Origin of the sequence: Streptomyces clavifer, assembly GCF_036345975.1 — a bacterium.
Classification (GTDB): domain Bacteria; phylum Actinomycetota; class Actinomycetes; order Streptomycetales; family Streptomycetaceae; genus Streptomyces; species Streptomyces clavifer.
The window spans coordinates 1-16,842 of record NZ_CP107795.1; the positions used below are offsets into that span (position 1 = coordinate 1).

Below are 16,842 nucleotides of genomic sequence, written 5' to 3' on the forward strand. Positions count from 1 at the left end.
GTACCATATCGCTGCGCGATATGCAAGCGAACGGCTTCGCTCCGCGAAGCCGGAAAGGGGCTGCGCCCTTTCCGAGGGTGCGCTTCGCTTACCCTCGAATTCACGCTCCGCGTGAACCAGGGTTCCCGCTTCGCGGAAACCCTTCACCGCACTCCGCTGCGCTCCATACGGAGGTCGTCCGCTGCGCTCCCTCCCCACCGGCTACGCCGGGCTGGCTAGGTAAGAGGGTGTCCGGGGTCGTCGTGAAGGTGCCACCCGAAAGGGCTTGGCTTTCCGGGCCGAGGGGTGCCCTGAGGGTGCATCAAAATCTGACCGTAGCTCAACTCTGGAACCACACTCCCCCACCGCTCGTCACCTGATGCAGCATGTGACTTTGGCAGATTTGGAAGGGGTGCATCATTTTTTGGCGTAGCTAGGGACTGGAGCTAGCCCACATCACCCTTCCTGCACCCCTGCACACCGCGGAACGGCTACCGCACACCCCGCCCTCGACCGGTGCCGGAACCGCTCGGGCCCCGCGGGAACTGTCCCCTTCTCGCAGGCTCACACGCCCACTCCTACGGTCCCCGTGGTTCCCGGAAGTGCCCTGGGCTGCAGGACCCCCAGGGCACTTCCGGCCCTTCGGTCTCCTAGCTCACGCGGGTGTAGTCGTAGGTATACGGCTCTGCCACGGGGTCGCCGTTGGCAGGATGCACCCATCGCTGATTGGGGGGGGCATGGTCAAGGGGCCGTACAGCCACGGGAAGACGAAGGCGGAAGTCACAGGTGAGCTGCACGTTTATTTGGTGCGTATCAACCGGCGCCGTAACAGGTTCCGTTGTGCTGAGCAGAGGTACTTGCAGGAGGTTCGAAGACACGTCGTGGATGCGGTGGTCTCGGGGATCGGCGTCGAGGAGGTAGCAACTGCTGCCGGCTACACCCCGAAGACCGTCGCGCGATGGGTGGCAAAGAGGAGCAGTGAGGCGCGGGGCCTACCTATTGAGAGGGCGCAGGAGCGGCTTGCCCAGATCAGGGATCGTCGGCGTCGTATGTCGCAGACGGAGTTGAAGATCTCGGCGAGGGCCCGGTCTTCAGTGCGGAGAGCTATGGAAGTAGGACTTTCTGTCCAGGAGTTCTCTGACATCACCGGGTACACCAGCAAGACGGTTGATAGGTGGTTCGAGTCGTCTCGGCAGGCTCTGGAGCAGGCGGCGCGACAGCGGGAGGTCGCGCGGGCTCGGCGGGGGAAGCGCCGGCGGCCGCCCCAGCACCTGTCGCCGGACGAGCGTGCCGAGTGGCTTGCGCAGAGGGAGCGAAGGCGTGCGGCTGTCATGCAGAAGAACGGGTTCCGGGTGAAACCGGTTCGCTCTCTGGTGACTGTGCAGGGGGTGGGTGAGGCGGCGCGGCAGCCGAGAACACCCTGGAAGAAGACCTCGAAACCGGGTCGGAAGCGCAAGCGGAAGTGAGCTGCGTCACAGGCACCTCCCGCGCGCGCGGACGCGCGCACGCGTAACCGTCATGCTAATTGCTACCGGCAAGTAAGTTGCCCGACACAGCCCTGAGCTGACGGTCTGTTTGGGGCTACTGTCACATCCACTTCCGCAGCGATGCGTGGCCCCGTTCCGTCAGTAACGCGGTCGGGTGCCGCCCATTGCCGCAGGGGTGCCGACAAAGTCACACGACCGATTGGGAGGTGTTCTTTTGCTCATGCCTACCGGCTCCGAGAAGAACGAGGAGGACCTTGCGTCCGAGAACGCAACGGGCCGGGAGGACCGCAGGCGGCGGCAGGGTCTCGTCAGCATGACGCTGCTCGCGCTGCTGATCGGCTTTGCAACCGGAGCCGGCGAGCAACTCGCTGAACTGCTCGCGAAGGTTCTGGGCGCCTAACAGCAGCGAGCCCCCTCGTGTCTCACCACTCGGGGGCCCACCTGCGGTGTCCTTCACTGGTGGCGGAACCCGTCTCTCATTCCACTGACGGCGGGTTTCGCCACGCTGGCACACGCTACGGAAGTGTAGGAGCGAAGAGAAGACTCCTTGTACCCCGCCATGAACAGACCTTGTACCTGAACCCAACTGATGCCCCGTACGAGCCCCTGCGGGACCTGGCAGCCCTAAAGCGGCCCGGCCCCGGGCCTGAGAAGGCCGCTGGACGCTCTGCTAGCTCTACCGGGCCATGGGCGTGCGGCGGCCACCAGCCGACACGGTCCCCCGCGGCCAGCGCAACACCCCGCCGGTTCCGAGGACCATCACCCCACCAATCAAGAGCAGCGGGAAAGAAAGTCTGACCACTTGGCAGGAGGCTGCGCGCAGTGGCGGGCCGGTCGGCGGCGGGGCCGATCCGACGCCACCCTGCCGAAGACCTTCGAGAAGGCGCTCCCCACGGCCTTGGAGAACTCGGCAGTGGCGTCAGTGGGCGCCGAGGGGTCCGGCTAAACGCTCCCGCCGCCCCGACGCCACTGCGGCTTCCCCGGCCCGGGGCTGGCGGCCAGCACCAGGAGCATGAGCACGACCAGGACGACGATGTCGACGCGCTGCGCTGCGCACCGAGCTGGACCGGCCCGGCATCTGGTCCGGCGCTCGTCCGGACAACGCCCGGAGTCGTGCCGGAGGGCTGTTCGGACAGCCCTCCGGCACGACTCTGTAGACCTCACACGAGCAACATTCGCAATCTGGCGCGGCCTCAATTACGCGCGGCGAAAAGATATTTGCCGGGTTCTTAGTGCAATCGACGACTTGGCTGCATAGAGCGGGCGACCGATTCCTACGACAAGCATCCTCTAGCCATAGACGCTTTGGTGGCGGGAAGACATACAAGGGAAGACTATGCACGCGAGCAGTACGGGGGGCCCGGACTCCCAGATTCCGGGTAGCACGGTCGGCGAGCTGCCGCCCGAGATCCAGCGGGACGTGGACAGCGTCGCTCGCGTGGTCGCGGCGGGGTTCCAGGGCGGGGAGTGGGCGCAGTTGGCGGCCGAGCTGCACGTGTACGCGTACAAGACGTTGCACAGGAAGATGCGCCGGAGCTCCGAGCTCATGGAGTTGGTCGCGCACTCCGAGACGCCGCTGGTGCTCAGTGACGACGAGCGTTCGGCCCTGCACAGCAGCTTCGACGACCGGGCGGACATCGCGACCAAGAGCCTACGCGAGGCCATGCAGACCTTTCCGCAGGCGCTGAAGAGGGGGACGTACAACCCGGCGGCCAACCCGGGCAAGAACGGCAAGTACAAGGCGCTGCCGTCGTTCTTCGTCGGCCGGTGCGGGCTGCACTTCCCCCGGGCGTTCGCCGAGTGGCGGCGCGAGCGCACGGACCGGTTCGTGGAGCGGGCCAACGAGCACAAGCGCGGGTGGATCCTCTCGGACGTCGTGCATCAGACGGCCGGAGAGCCGGACGGCCATGTGCCCGACGACGTCACCTCCTTCTACTTCACCCTCACGGCCATGATCGATGACCTCCGGCCACGCAACCGCGCGGTGTGGCGTATGACCCTGGAGGGCTGCTCCCGCGGGGAGATCGCCGAGCAGTTGGAGATCAAGCTCGGCGACGTCGACAACGCGCTCTACACGTTCCGCAGCAAGGTCAAGGCGCTCAGGCGGGAAGGCAAGCTGATTGTTCCGCCGGTGATCGAGGCCGAATGGGCGCGCAGCAAGCCCGTCGGTACTCCTTCGGACGGAGAGGGACGGTGAGCACTCCCATGCAGCGCCCCCCCGCTCCCGCTCCGGCGCCGCCCCGGCAGACCAGTCGTACCGGCAAGGTCGTCATGCTGAGCGGGAGCGCGGCGGTCGTCGTCCTCGCATGGGCCGGCGCCCCGTGGTGGGCCGTCACGGTGGTCGCCGTCGTCGGCATCGTCATGCCGGGCGTGATCCTCCTTGCCCAGGTCGTCCTTCCCCACGACTCCGAGCACAAGCGGGACGTGATGCTCGCCGCCATGCGGTACTGGGACCGACGTGCCGAACGGAAGCGGAAGCAGCGCGCACAGCGGCGTCGCCGGGACAACTAGGGACCCGACGCCGTCGCGAGCACGGCCCGCGCCCGAAAGGCGCGCGGGCCGGCTGTCGCCGTAGCAGCAGGCCGAGCTGTGGGCGAGGCAGATAAGCCCGGCGACGAACATGACGACGATGAGGAGCACGACCACGAGCAAGACCCCCGGGTAGGCCGGGGCCCAACCTGTGCCCGCTACCGCCGATACCGGGCTCCAGAGTGCTGAACCGCTCTGGAGCCACGAGGCCTGCCAGTCGGCGGGGCCGAGCGCCCCTCCCACAGGGCCCGGCCCCTACCTGCGCATTTCCGGCCCGAAGACCCGCTCTCGACGCAAGGGCCAAGATTCTCTGAACTTCTGCCACGAAAGCACCGGCGCAAGTTGATTGAGATCAACTAAAGTGGTAGCACTACTGACACGCTTCGATATGAAGCGTCGAACCGGAGGGTCCGTTACATGGAGATCCCTGTTTCTGCTTGGGCCAGCGAACTCTTCGGCAGCGAGGAGAAAGCCCTGATCGTGCGGGACCGGCTGGGGCAGGGCTTGGTCGATATGCAGGCCAACGCCCAGGCGTCCCACCTGGAAGCTGACGTGGCGTCCACCCAGGTCCACGGAGTAGTCCGGTACCTCGGCGGCTACCAGCGGGTCAGCGCAGCGCTGAAGAGCATCCCGGGTGCCGAGCTGGTGAAGCCCAACGGCTTCCGGTTCGAGCTTGTGCGGGTGGGAAACGCTCTGCTCTACCCGTTCTGCTTCTCGAAGAAAGACAGCAACGTCCGGACCGCGAAGATCCAGAACGTGTGGTCGGTGATCCAGGAGCTCTTCGCCTTCGCTCCGCCTTCGCAGCAGGCAGACATCTTCGGAGAGTTCGAGTTCGATCCGAGCTCGGTGGAGCTGCGGCCCAACCTGGCCGCCCTACCGAAGGACACACGCCTGGTGCTCGTGCCCTTCGCCTGCAACGCCGCCGGGCTGCTCAAGCCCTACTGGGGAGTCGCGGCCCTCGCGAACGCCAGTGGCTCCCTGGACTGGATCATCGACCCGGAGCCGCTGCCCCTGCCGGTCGCGGCCACGCTGAATCTCGGCATCCCACAGCAGAAGACGGACCACCCGGGCTTCGACGAGGGCGAACAGCCCATCGTTGTCCTGAGCCCCCGCCCCGAAACGGACCACAAGCTGAAGGTCACCCCAACCACCGAAGTCCCTCCGACCGAGCCCCTGGCAAACGAGGACGATGAAAACTGATCACCCAGTCCTTCCCGGGCTGGAAGAACGCACAGCCACCCCCCGCGCCGCGTCTGACGCGTTCGACCCAGCCCGGCTCACCCAGGCACGGCGCCTTGCCGGCATGACGAAGAAGGACGTAGCCGAGCACCTCGGCGTTACGCCGGCAGCGGTAGGCCAGTACGAGACGGGCGTCTCGCGACCGCGGCCCGACGTGGTGCCGCGAATGGCCACGGTCCTGAACGTGCCGATGGAGTTCTTCATCGCAGGCAGGCCCAGTCCCCGCCTCGACTCGTCAATGGCGCACTTCCGCAGCCTGCGCAGCACACCGAAGGCGCAGAGGGAACGTGCGCTGGCGTTCGCCGAGCAGGTGTGGGAGCTCGCCTACGCCTTGGAGCTCCGGGTGCAGCTCCCGCACGTGGATCTTCCCGGCTTCGCCGGCGGGGAGGTCCACCCCGGGGTGGCACTGCCTTCGGAGCCCACGGCCGCCGCACAAGAGCTGCGCCGCCAGTGGGGCCTGGGCGAGGGTCCGGTCACGCATCTCGTCCGGCGCATGGAGTCGCACGGCATCGTGGTGGTGTTGCCGGTCGAAGCAGACGCCGCCGCTTCGACCGTCGACGCGTTCTCATCGCGCTCGGCGCGCCCTTTGGTGATCCTGACCCGCAACCGGGCCAACGACGTCTACCGCCATCGGTTCACCGCTGCCCATGAACTGGGCCACCTGGTACTGCACGGCGACGCCACTGGCGACAGCAGGCAGGAACGCGAAGCGGACGCTTTCGCAGCGGAGTTCCTGACGCCGCAGACGAGCATCCAGCCGCTGCTGCCGCGGCGGATGGACCTGACCTACCTGGCGGACCTACGCAGGACCTGGGGCGTCTCGGTCCACTCGCTCGTCTACCGCTGCCGCGAGCTGGGGCTGATCTCCGACGCCACGGCGAGCAGAACCTACCAACGGCTCCGCGCGCTCGACGGGCAACCCGGGTTCGCCCCCGAGCCCGTCAGCAGCTACACCGGAGAACAGCCCACGCTCCTCGCACGGGCATTCGACCTGGCTGTGGAGGAGACCGGCCTGAGCATGCGGGACCTGGCCCAGCAACTGGCCTGGACGCCAGCACGCGTCCGGGAACTGCTGGGCATGCCCGACACCAGGCCGGTACTACGCCTGGTGTGAGACACCAAGCCCGTGGCCTGTCCACGCTCCCGCACCGAATCGATGACCGCCGCAGACCGGGCTTGGAGAAGGCCATGGGGATCGTTACAGCCGCCACGAGTAGAAGCCCCAAACAGAGCGAGGGTCCGCACCTGGGCGGAGGCAGCGGTCGACGAGGCCGCCGACCACTTCAGTAGAGGAACCGGTCCGGCGCCTACGTCGAACGCCGAAGCGCCTCGCCAGAGAGAACACCCTCTACAGAACGACGCGCTAAGTCCTTCTCTACGGCCCCGCATCGTTTCTGCTTGGCGGGCTCACGCCCTCGGAGGGAAAAAGTACTCGCTTGCCGCTCACAACCGGGCTATGACGAGGGTGCCGGCTGAGCGGGCACCGCCGTCGGGACACCCGGCTGAGCGGGCACCGCCGTCGGGACACCCGGCTGAGCGGGCACCGCCGTCGGGACACCCGGCTGAGCGGGCACCGCCGTCGGGACACCCGGCTGAGCGGGCACCGCCGTCGGAGAGAGTGCCGACGGGGCCACTGTCTGCAGCATGGCGGAGGGGTACTTCTCCATGACGAAGAAGAAGGCGAAGAAGAACAGGGTCGCCGCTGCCAGGCCGGCGAGCAGCGCCGGTCCGAACTTGTCGTAGCGCATCGAAATGTAGGTGATAGCCGCGCAGATGGCAGCGCCGAAGATGAGTACCAGCATCATCGGGCACCGCCGAAAGACGGCTCGGCAGAGGTGGTCGCGGGGAGCATCAGGCTCCGATACGACTTCGTCTGGTTAAGGTTTGATTGGGTCATAGTTCCTCTTTTCGATAGATTTGACCCCGCTTCAGAGCGCGCGGGGGTAAGGCGGTGGCGCTACGGGAGGCCGATGCCCCGAGTCAGCGGGGCGGCGGCAGAAGGCGTCCTCCTGACCCCGGGTGGGAGGGAGGTTCACCGTTGAGCGATTCGTTCGTGAGCTTGAGCGCGGTGGGCAAAGCGGGTGGTTCTGCACGTACGGATGTCGGAGACCAAGCCCCGCAACCACCGCTCTGCTGGAACGCATGATCGCTACCAGCAGGGACAGACTGAGGTGCCCCCCCCCCAGCAGGGATGAAAACTGCCCAAAAGCCTCCATATACGCGAAAACCCCCCGGCGGCCACCGGAGGGCACTTTGGTTTTTATTCAATTAGGCCAACAAAAAATGGGTCCAGACACACCTGTGGCGATGAAGGACCCAACTTTTCAGGGTAGGCGAAACTGCCCCCCTGACTAAGTCAACTGTATCGCCTAGCTGATGGCACGTCAAGCGCCAAGCATGCTTGGGGAATTACGGCGATCTATACCCCTCCATTGTACCGCTGTCACCACTAGGGGAGCCCTGCCCGGGGCCGGCGGGCACGACCAAAGACGACGACGTGGCGGTGCGGGGAACCGCGGCCACGGGCGGCCCTCTCGGTTGATGCGAGCCGATGGCCCCAGCATCACCTGGCACGGCCGTTCGGCGGGGTGGCTGCGTGCCGTGTCGGGGGTCTGGCAGGCTGTGGCTGGTCCGAGTAGCCGCGCTAGGCGGTGAAATCAACGGGCAACTGAGAGGCCAGCGGATGACTCAATCGACAGCCGTACATCAGGTCACAGGCGCTGCGGGCCGCACCGGGCGGACCGCGAAGGTGATCGTCGTCATCCAGCAGAAGGGCGGCGCGGGCAAGTCGACGATCGCGGTGAACACCGCGGCGTGCGCGGGTCGCTCGGCGGTGCTTTCCAACGCGGACGAGTCAGTCGGCTCCCCCGTCGTCGCGGCCGGCATCGACGTGCAGGGCACCCTGGAGAAGTGGTGCGCGACCGTACGCGAGGCGGAGCTGCCATTCGACTACGTCGTCACCAAGAGCAAGCTCGGCATCCTTCCCGGCATCGTGGAGGACCCCGAGCGGCGCCGCATCATCGTCGACACCCCCGGCTTCCTGGACGTCGATCCCGATGCCGAGTGGGGTGCGGACCCGCTGGGCGAGAGCCGGACGGCGGACGCTCTGCGCGAGGTCCTGGAGGTGGCGGACCTGGCGCTCGTACCGATCACCCCGTCCAAAATCACGTGGGACGAGTGCGAGTTCACGATCGAGCGCGTCCTCAAGCCGCGGGGCATTCCCTTCCTGGTCGTGATCAACATGCACGACCCCGGCAAGGACCGGGACGAGAAGCAGCTGAACAAGGTGAAGAAGTGGATCGACGAGCGGGACTACCCGCGCGTGGCCGCTCCGATCCGCCGCTACACGATCCACGAGAACGCCTACGAGAACGGCACGCTCGTCACCGAGTACAAGATGAGTGGCACCGCGCTGAACGCCCGCGAGGACTTCATGCGCGTCGCCCTGACGATGGAACAGATGCTCTGATGGGACGACAGATCAACACGGGCGGGCCGCAGGGCCCCGGCAAGCCGGACACGGCGGCGGCCCTGGCGCGCGCCATCGACCAGCTGCCGACGAAGCAGCTGTCCGACACCCCGGTCCTGATCGCCCAGGAGCGCGAGCTCCTGGTGCGGTGCGAGGCCGCGCTGGAGAACCTGCGGATCGCGTACTGGGCGGCGGGCAAGGCGCTGCAGGTGGTGCGGGACGGCCGGCTGTACCGGGCGACGCATCCGTCCTTCGAGGGCTACTGCAACGAGTTGTGGGACATCACGCCGCAGTACGCGAACCAGCTGATCAAGACGTGGAAGGTCACGGAGAAGCTGTTCGAATTGGTTCACGGAAAATCGAACGATCTGGAAACTGTAGTTTCTAAGAAGCTGGGCATCGCCCAGGCCAGGGAGCTGGTCTCCCTCACGGAGGAGCACAGCGTCGACGCCGCGGCCCTGCTCTACCTGGCTCTGATCCAGGTGAAGCGGCTGGCCGTCACGTCCGACATGGTGAAGGGTGCCGTCCAGGCGCTCCCGCCCGAGGCGGCCGGGAAGAAGCGGGCCACCGAGGAGGCCGTGCTGGCGTACCTGGCCAGCATCGAGGACAAGCCGACGCTGCCTTCGGCGAGGGATCCGTACAAGGCGCTGGCCCGCGTCACGAAGAAGCTCAACCCCGACGCGGTCCAGGCGGCCATGGAACTCAACCCGTCCGGCACGCGCGTGATGGTGCGCGAGCTCATCGAAGCGCTGTCCGTGTCGGTCGGCATCGAGGTGGAGATCAAGCCGTCCGCTTCGGAATCGACGGCAGCCTGACAGCTCCGGTGCCGGTGCCCTGAGGGAGAACAAGGTGTGGTCCGGGGGCTCGATGTACCCCGGACCACCGTTGGACAGGCTGGTAGACGGTGATTCCGGTCCGGCCGAGGGCGACGGCCGGCCAGCGGTGCGGACGGGCCTTTCCGGCGGTCTCCTGAAATCCGAGCCCCTCCCCCGCCACCACCCGGCCAGCCAAGAGGGCCGCCGGTTCGGCCGCAGCGGTGGCACCTTCGGTCGGCAGTAACGAAGTGATGAACTCTTCCTGCCGGCAGCCCGCGTGGGTCACGCTCATCGCGTGCTAGATCCAAGGCGTCGCTCTCCGGAGCAGCGAGGACGTCATACCCCGAATCTGTGGCCGGTGTGGCTGGTCGCGCCCGTCAGTCTGATCCTCGTCGGAGTGCTCGCGTACGGGCTGTACCACGGGGTGGATGCCTTCCTCACTGCGGAGAATCCGGGCAAGAAGCCGGTCAGTGGTCAGGACAACGTCAAGACCACGGTCACCGCCCTGACCCTGGTCGGTGCCGTGCTCGCCGGCCTGTACGCCTACCGCAAGCAGCTCCTCGAGGAGGGTGCCTCGCACCGGGCGGACGCGATGCAGCTCGCCGAGCGGTACACCAAGGCTGCCGAACAGCTCGGGCACGACCAGGCCGCAGTCCGGTTGGCCGGGGTGTACGCGATGGCGCGCCTGGCCGACGACTGGGAGGAGCAGCGGCGGGTGTGCGTCGACGTGCTCTGCGCGTACCTGCGGATGCCCTACGAGACCGACACCGGTGGGGAGGGGTACATGAAGGGAGAGCGGGAGGTCCGTCTCACCATCATCCGGACCATCCGCGACCACCTCCAGGACCCCACCACGGCCACCACCTGGTGCGGGCACGACCTGGATTTCACCGGGGCCATCTTCGACGGCGGCGACTTCGGCTCCGCGGCGTTCACCGGTGGCACGGTCAGCTTCCGTGGCGCGACGTTCATCGGCGGCATAGTCGGCTTCAGCCGCGCGACGTTCACCGGCGGCACGGTCAACTTCTACGGCGCGACGTTCTCCGGCGGCATAGTCGGCTTCAGCCGCGCCATGTTCTCCGGCAGCACGGTCGAGTTCGGCGCCGTGACGTTCTCCGGCGGCACAGTCGACTTCAACCGCGCGAAGTTCACCGACGGCTTGGCCAGCTTCTACCACGCGAGGTTCACCGACGGCATAGTCAACTTCAACCGCGCGAGGTTCTCCGGCGGCAGAGTCAACTTCAGCCGCGCAGTGTTCACCGGAGGCACGGCCAACTTCAGCCGCGCGGCGTTCACCGACGGCACGGTCGAATTCAACGACACGAGGTTTTCCGGCGGCACAGTTCTCTTGAATTTTGCGACGTTCCCTGGTGGCGCGGTCAGCTTTAACGCCGCAATGATCTCCGACGGTACGGTCACCTTCCACCACGCGATGTTCACTGGTGGCACGGTCGACTTCCGCCACGCGGAGCTCTCCGGTGGCACGGTCGATTTCAGTTACGCGGAGCTCTCCGGCGCCGACATCCACTTCAGCAATGCCCGCATCCATGCCGCTTGCACGATCAGTTGGGGCCCTCTGCCGACGTTGCCCGTGAACCAGTCCTAGTGTGGCGGGAGGCCCCGGGGCGATTGGTGCGCCCCGGGGCCTCCCGCTGTTCTGTGCTGCGTGCCGTCAGACGGTGATCTCGGTCTGGCCGGGGATGCTGACCGGCGCCGAAACGGGTGCGGCGGTGAGGTCGGGGTCGTGCTCCGGGTAGCCCTGGGCGATCAGCTCCACCGCGGCTTTGCGGTAGGTGGAGGCGGTCGAGGGGGACGCCCCGCCCAGTGCGGCTGAGATCTCCGCACCGTCCGCCTGCGGGTTGGTGAGCAGGACGCGGGCTGCGACGCGGGTTTTGATCTGTACCGGGGTCAGGTCGGCGAGTGCTTCGGCGTGCGCGACCCGGGCGCGGGTTTCGGCGGCCGCCCGTGCGGTTTCGGCGGCCTCCAGTTCGGCTGCGGCGGCGGCCTTGGTGGTTTCGGCGGCGGTGCGGCGGAGGTCTGCGGCTTCCGTCGCGGCCCTCTCCGCGAACAGCTTCTGCCGTGCTTCCTCGGCCTTCCCGCGCTCTTCGGCCGCCCTGGCGTCGGCGGTCCGGGCGGCTTCTTCGGCGGCCTTTCGCTGGAGTTCGGCGGTCAGCCGGTCGTGTTCGGCGGCCTTTCGCTTGGCTGCGGCGGTCCGCTCGGTCTCTTCGGCGGCCTCCTCCAGGGCGGCCAGGCGCTCCTCCTCGGTGGCGACCCGTCGGGCGGCTGCGAGGGTGGTCTGTGCCTGGAGTTCGGCGGCGGCGCCGGCCCCGTCGGCGGTGGCTTCGGCCGCCCTGGCCGCACCGGCCGTCTCGGCGCGGAGCACCGCCAGCTCGCCCGCGAGGCGGGTCTCCTCCGCCTCGGCGGCGAGCGCGGCCAGGCGCTCGGTGTGCTCGTCCTCCCGTGCCTGGCGCTGGCGCTCGCGCTCGTCCTGGCGGGCCTGCTGCTCGCGCTGCCGCGTCTCGTCCCGCTCCCGCTGCTCCTCGCGCCGCGTCCGGTCCTGCTCCTCGCGCCGGGTGTCCTCGGCGCGCTTGCGCTCGCGTTCCTGCATCAGGGCGGGGAGGGCGCGGGCCTCTTCGACGGAAACACCGTAGGGGGCCAGGCGCTGGGGCATGCGGTCCAGGACGCCGACCCGCCCGGCTTCCAGCCCGGCTTCGATCTCCTCGCGGTGGGCGAGCCAGATCCGGTAGACGGCCAGCTCACGGACATGGGTGCGGGCCTCCGTGATCGTGGAGGGCCACGTCTTGGCGTGCTTGAAAATCTTCCAGGTGGTGGGGAACCGCAGCACCCAGTCGGCCAGGGTGAGGCGGTCGTCGTCCCACGAGCCGGACTCCAGGCGGGCCACGCGCACGACCGCGCCCCGGGCCGCCTCGATCAGCAGCGCGTACGCGATCGGCATCGCCGCGTGGGAGAGCAGGCGGGCCGGGTGCTCCCCCAGTGCGGACAGCAACCCGGTGGAGGCGCCCGCGGATCCGGCGCTCCCGGCGGCGGCGGCCATGTTCAGGACGATGGTCACGCCGGTGACCGCGTGGGCGGCGATCCGCATCCACGGGCGTGCCATCCGCTTCCACGCGAGGACGAGGTCGACGGTGTAGAGGGCGATGATCAGCCCGTCCACCCCGATGGGGAACGCGTAGCTCTGCCAGCCCGCACCGAATCCCCAGCCGACCGCAGCGGAGCGCAGGGCGCCGTAGGAGAGGGCGAAACCGACGGACGCGGCGGCCAGACCGGAGAGGATCGCGAGGACCGCGAGCGGGATCATCAGGCGCTTGTGCCGTCCGCCCGGCTGCTCCCGCGCAACGGGCTCGGGCTTCTCCGCAACGGCGGTGCCGGTCGCCGCAATCGGCCCGGTCTTCGCCGCAACCGGCGTGCCTGCCGTCGGATTCTCCCGCCGCTCGGCCGAACTGCGGGCTCCGGAGGCCGGACCGGCCTCCGGCTCCATCGTGGTCGTGCTCATCTTGGGGTCTCCTCACCGAAACGAATCAGGGTAGGGGGCGGGGCGGGCCGCAGTGCGGGCCGCCCCGCCCGGAACAACGGCTAGGCGGGCGGGCAGACCTGGCAGGTCGGCGACTCGGTCCAGGCCTGGCACCTCGCGCACTGGTAGAGGTGGGCGAGGCGGCCGAGCCGGCGGGCGGCGGCCTGGAAGCGGCGGCGGGTCATCACTTGCCGCCCTTCGGGGTGCCGGGGACGGGCTTGGCGGACTGGTTGGTGGTGTAGCCGCCCTGGCTGCCGGAGTAGGTGCGGGAGTGCTGGGGCTCGGCTTCGGCGCGCTGGGGGTCGCGTGCGGGCATCGTCGGTCGGAGTGCCACGATGGGCTCCTGTCTCTGCGGAGATGGAGCGCGGGACGGCCGTCCTACTGCCAAGAAAGCCGGTCGTCTCGCGCGGTCTTTTTTTGTGGGGCCGTGGGTCTGTCCGGCTCCCCTCACCGCCCGTCTCACTCGGGCGGATCGGGCAGTCGCCAGGCGGTCCGAACCCCTTCCGGGATCCGGCGGTTTCGGTGTCAGGGAGGGGCGTTAGGACCCCCGTCAGGGGGCGTTAGGGCGGGTGATAGACCCGCAGGTCACAGCGGTGATAGGGCGGTCTATCGGGCTTCTTGGGCCGACCCCTGGGGAGCGGTCGGGGAGGGGACCGGAGCGGGGTGCTGACGGCCCCCGGGCAGGAGGCGCAGAGCAGCCGGAGCGGGGGCCTCGGGGGCGGTCTGGGCAGGGGCCGGGAGGGGGCTCTCCCCGACCGGCCGGGCGGGGGTGGCGGGGCCTCCCCCGGCAGGGGTCTGGGAGCGGGCCGTGAGGAGCGCGGTAGGGGTCATCCCCAGGGCGGCGGTCACGGCGTCGATCCGGACCCCCACACGCGTGACGGGCTTGCCCTCGATCCGGTAGCCCACTTTGTCCTCGACGGGGATGCCGCAGGCCTCCACCCAGGCGCGCCACTCGGCCGCCTCCGTGGTCGCAGGCAGAAGCCCCTTCTCGACCGCGGAGGCCAGCACCACATCGAGGTGCAGCCCTGCCCGGCCGACCGACTCCGCGCCGGAGAGGGCGGTGATCAGGTGCCACAGCAGAAGCGTCCCGGCCGGCTCCTCCGGCTCCCCCTCCGCCGACTCCTCCGCCTCGTCCTGAACGACATCGTCCTCGGGGTCGGCCTTCTGCTCCGGGGCTTTCGGGGGAGGGGCGACGGCCCAGGCCGCGACGGACCATCCCAGTCCCCCCACGGTGAGGATCATCGGCCGCCAGTCGGCCAGCACCGTCAGGTACGGCACGGCCAGCGCGGCGAGGGTGGCAAAGGCTCCTGCGGCGAGCATCCCGCCGAGCGCGAGGTAGGCCAGCGCCTCCAGCACCGGGCGCCGCCCCGTGGGCGCCGCGCCCAGCCCCGCCAGCGCCGCCGCCGCCTTCTCCTCCTCCCCCTCCTCCCGGGCCTTGTCCACCGCCTGGGCGACGGCGGCGGCCCGCTTGGTGTGGGCGGCGAGAGCGGCGGCGGCTTCCGGATCATCGGACGCCTGCGCCCACGCCCACCGCACTACGTGGGCCACGCACCCGCAGCCCATCCCCGCGAGGACCCAGGACCCGGACACCAGATCGGGGACCGCGCGCCGCAGCGGCAGCACGGCGAACACCTGACGCAGCGTCCTGAGCGCCACCGCCCGGCCCGCCGGGCGCGGTGCGTCCTCCTGCGCGCCCGGCTCCACGGGCGTGCCGGTGGTGATGTCCACGACTGTGGCCGTGCCGCTCTCCACCACGTCGTCCGTGCCGGGGGCGGTGGCCGCGTCCGGCTGTGGGGTGACCATGCCGGCGCTCACAAGGCGCCCACGATTCCGGCGAGCTTGAGGACGAGGCCGACGCCGATACCCCAGATGCCCCCGGCCTGCCCGTAGATGACTCCGGCGCTGATGCCGAGGAGCGCGGGCCAGATGAGGCGCTTCCACTTCGGGAAAAAGGTCAGGATCGTGAGGGCGAGGGCGATGCCGCCGAGCCCGATGTTGCCCATGCCCCCGCCCTGGATGAGGGAGGTGGGCACCTCGCTGATGCCCTTGACGACGGAGCCCCACAGGTCCCCGGCCGCGAGGGCCAGGGTGCCGAATCCGATGCCGATGCCGCCCGCTTTGTCGCGGTCGAGGGACACCCGGTCCGAGCCGCGCAGGCCCAGGAGGAGCACGAGGCCGGTGGCCAGGGTCAGGCCGGAGATGCCGACCGATCCGAGGACCGGTCCGGCCGCGATCACGACGTCCGTCGCGGCCAGGGTCGAGATGCTCATGCTCACAGGAGGGCTCCGGGTGCGTAGAGGAGGGAGGAGACGACAACCGTCGCCAGAGGGATGCGCAGGGCCCAGCGCACGGGCGGGACGAGCCGGGCGGCGGGGCGGTCCAGGCCGTACCAACACGCGGCGGCCACCGGCCCGACGGCCAGCAGAGGGGACAGGAGCGTCCCCCACGGCTCGATGACGTCCAGGGCGTCACGGACGAGAGGCGCGGTCCCCTGCCCCCACAGGGCGGCCACCAGAGCCCCGAGCGGGCGGGCGGCCAAACCGAACCGGCCGGGCAGGCCCTTGAGCAGGGCGCCCGCACGCCATCCGCCGTACGCGGCGACGAGGGTGAGGCCGGCGGCGGCGAGCTGCGGCACGGAGATAGTCATCCGGGCCATCAGGTCCACCCCGGCCAGCGGGTCACCGGCCACCGCCCAGACCGCGAGGTGACCGGCCCCCGCCGCGCCGGCGTTGAACGCCAGCCACCGCAGCCGCGGATTCGACACCCGCGCCGACGGAGCGGTCTTGGCTCCCGCCGGAGCACCGGCGGTGAAGCCGCGCATCACGCGCCGCCTCCCCGCACGCACCCCGCTGGTGCCCGCACCCTTGACCGGGGCCGCCGCAGCCGCCGTCGTACGACGCTTGCGGGTCCGGCTCGTCCCCGTAGCCGGGGTCGTCGGGGCGCTCACTGCCCGGCACTTTCGGCCCCGTTCCGGGGGCGGAGGCCGAACAGGCGGGTGTGGAGCTCCCGCCGGTCCGACTGCCGCAGTCCGCCCCGCACACCCTGGATCCGGGAGGCGACCGTGCACTCCTCCAAATCCCGGGACAGGCACCACTCACGAACCGGGCACCGGTCGCAGACCTGCAGAGCAGCCCGCTCCGCACCGGACGGCGGAGCCGTCACCGGCGTCACCTGCCACGGCTCCGGGAAAAACAGCTCCGGGTCCAGCCCCTTGCACGCCGGGACCCCTACAGGGCGGGGCGACGCCGCGAGCACTGCATTCGTCGAGAGCTTCACAGCACACCGCCGACCCGCGCCGACCCGAACCGGTCGATCGCCGCGGTCATCAGATGACGCACCCGCACCTCATCCGCCCCGCCCTCGACGGCCGAGCCGGCCGGCTCGGCCGAGCCGGCCGGCTCGGCCGCCCCGGCCGGCTCGGCCGCGACGAACCCCGACGGCAGCAACGACGGCACCACCGCCACCCGCACCCACCGGCCCCGCGCGAGCACGAACCGCTCCCGTTCCGGCCCCCGCGCGTTGTCCTCGCGCTCCTGGCGCTCGATCTCCTCCGCCAACCCCGCCCGTAAAAGGCAGCTGACCTGCGAGTCCATCACCTGCTCTGACACGATCGTCACGTCGGTACCTCTCTGCCTCACTCGTGGACTGGCCCGACTGGTGGCTCCGGAGTTGCAGCTCCGGAGCCACCGCTTGTTCGGACCCTCGGCACGAAAGTAGGGCCCGAGAAGCGAAGTGTCAAGATGGTTGCTAAGTATCTTGACAGTCGTCAAGATGGACATCCCGCTGCTTGAC

General features: G+C 69.2%; 18 protein-coding genes. 9 read left to right on the plus strand and 9 right to left on the minus strand.

The features are described 5' to 3' along the window. The first annotated feature begins 716 nt into the window (after positions 1–716). The 6 genes from OG927_RS35755 (at position 717) to OG927_RS35780 (ending at position 6,348) form a co-directional block, all read left to right on the plus strand. Entirely contained in the window at positions 717–1,445 is a 729-nt protein-coding gene (locus OG927_RS35755; protein ID WP_330321631.1) for a hypothetical protein, read from the plus strand. A gap of 241 nt (positions 1,446–1,686) precedes the next feature. Further along, positions 1,687–1,866, plus strand: a complete 180-nt coding sequence (locus tag OG927_RS35760) for a hypothetical protein (protein WP_030638951.1) — start codon at positions 1,687–1,689, stop codon at positions 1,864–1,866. A gap of 936 nt (positions 1,867–2,802) precedes the next feature. Beyond that, entirely contained in the window at positions 2,803–3,663 is an 861-nt protein-coding gene (locus OG927_RS35765) for an RNA polymerase sigma factor (protein WP_330321632.1), read from the plus strand. Beyond that, positions 3,660–3,977 carry a hypothetical protein gene (locus tag OG927_RS35770; RefSeq protein WP_330321633.1) on the plus strand — a complete coding sequence of 106 codons (318 nt, stop codon included), beginning with the start codon at positions 3,660–3,662 and terminating at the stop codon, positions 3,975–3,977. Before OG927_RS35765 ends, OG927_RS35770 begins: the two co-directional genes overlap by 4 nt. A gap of 435 nt (positions 3,978–4,412) precedes the next feature. Further along, entirely contained in the window at positions 4,413–5,195 is a 783-nt protein-coding gene (locus OG927_RS35775) for a hypothetical protein (protein ID WP_330321634.1), read from the plus strand. Further along, on the plus strand, positions 5,185–6,348 hold the full coding sequence (locus OG927_RS35780; protein ID WP_330321635.1) for a helix-turn-helix domain-containing protein: 1,164 nt from the start codon (positions 5,185–5,187) through the stop codon (positions 6,346–6,348). Before OG927_RS35775 ends, OG927_RS35780 begins: the two co-directional genes overlap by 11 nt. A 340-nt stretch (positions 6,349–6,688) precedes the next feature. On the opposite strand, the gene OG927_RS35785 is transcribed toward OG927_RS35780, so the two are convergent. Beyond that, positions 6,689–7,036 carry a hypothetical protein gene (locus tag OG927_RS35785; RefSeq protein WP_330321636.1) on the minus strand — a complete coding sequence of 116 codons (348 nt, stop codon included), beginning with the start codon at positions 7,034–7,036 and terminating at the stop codon, positions 6,689–6,691. Between the two features lie 881 nt (positions 7,037–7,917). Between OG927_RS35785 and OG927_RS35790 the strand changes: the two genes are divergently transcribed. The 3 genes from OG927_RS35790 to OG927_RS35800 all read left to right on the plus strand — a co-directional run bounded on the left by OG927_RS35790 (position 7,918) and on the right by OG927_RS35800 (position 11,124). Beyond that, entirely contained in the window at positions 7,918–8,703 is a 786-nt protein-coding gene (locus tag OG927_RS35790) for a ParA family protein (RefSeq protein WP_330321637.1), read from the plus strand. Further along, a complete protein-coding gene (locus tag OG927_RS35795; RefSeq protein ID WP_330321638.1) occupies positions 8,703–9,518 on the plus strand; it encodes a hypothetical protein in 816 nt (271 codons plus the stop codon). Before OG927_RS35790 ends, OG927_RS35795 begins: the two co-directional genes overlap by 1 nt. A gap of 358 nt (positions 9,519–9,876) precedes the next feature. Continuing rightward, a complete protein-coding gene (locus OG927_RS35800; protein ID WP_330321639.1) occupies positions 9,877–11,124 on the plus strand; it encodes a pentapeptide repeat-containing protein in 1,248 nt (415 codons plus the stop codon). Between the two features lie 66 nt (positions 11,125–11,190). Here the strand turns inward: OG927_RS35800 and OG927_RS35805 are convergent, their stop codons facing one another. The 8 genes from OG927_RS35805 to OG927_RS35835 form a co-directional block, all read right to left on the minus strand. Continuing rightward, on the minus strand, positions 11,191–13,032 hold the full coding sequence (locus OG927_RS35805) for a DUF2637 domain-containing protein (RefSeq protein ID WP_330321640.1): 1,842 nt from the start codon (positions 13,030–13,032) through the stop codon (positions 11,191–11,193). An 80-nt stretch (positions 13,033–13,112) separates the two neighbouring features. Continuing rightward, positions 13,113–13,235, minus strand: coding sequence for a hypothetical protein (locus OG927_RS35810; protein ID WP_330321641.1), 123 nt, complete (start codon positions 13,233–13,235; stop codon positions 13,113–13,115). Further along, positions 13,235–13,384 carry a hypothetical protein gene (locus OG927_RS35815; RefSeq protein ID WP_330321642.1) on the minus strand — a complete coding sequence of 50 codons (150 nt, stop codon included), beginning with the start codon at positions 13,382–13,384 and terminating at the stop codon, positions 13,235–13,237. Before OG927_RS35815 ends, OG927_RS35810 begins: the two co-directional genes overlap by 1 nt. Positions 13,385–13,656: 272 nt before the next feature. Further along, a complete protein-coding gene (locus tag OG927_RS35820; protein ID WP_330321643.1) occupies positions 13,657–14,853 on the minus strand; it encodes a hypothetical protein in 1,197 nt (398 codons plus the stop codon). Positions 14,854–14,861: 8 nt separating this feature from the next. Next, the gene (locus OG927_RS35825) at positions 14,862–15,320 is read right to left on the minus strand and encodes a hypothetical protein (RefSeq protein WP_330321644.1); all 459 of its coding nucleotides are present in this window, start codon (positions 15,318–15,320) and stop codon (positions 14,862–14,864) included. Positions 15,321–15,322: 2 nt separating this feature from the next. Next, a complete protein-coding gene (locus OG927_RS35830; protein WP_330321645.1) occupies positions 15,323–15,997 on the minus strand; it encodes a hypothetical protein in 675 nt (224 codons plus the stop codon). After that, entirely contained in the window at positions 15,994–16,326 is a 333-nt protein-coding gene (locus OG927_RS36170) for a WhiB family transcriptional regulator (RefSeq protein ID WP_408058146.1), read from the minus strand. Before OG927_RS36170 ends, OG927_RS35830 begins: the two co-directional genes overlap by 4 nt. Further along, entirely contained in the window at positions 16,323–16,667 is a 345-nt protein-coding gene (locus tag OG927_RS35835) for a hypothetical protein (RefSeq protein WP_330321646.1), read from the minus strand. Before OG927_RS35835 ends, OG927_RS36170 begins: the two co-directional genes overlap by 4 nt. Positions 16,668–16,842 lie beyond the last annotated feature (175 nt).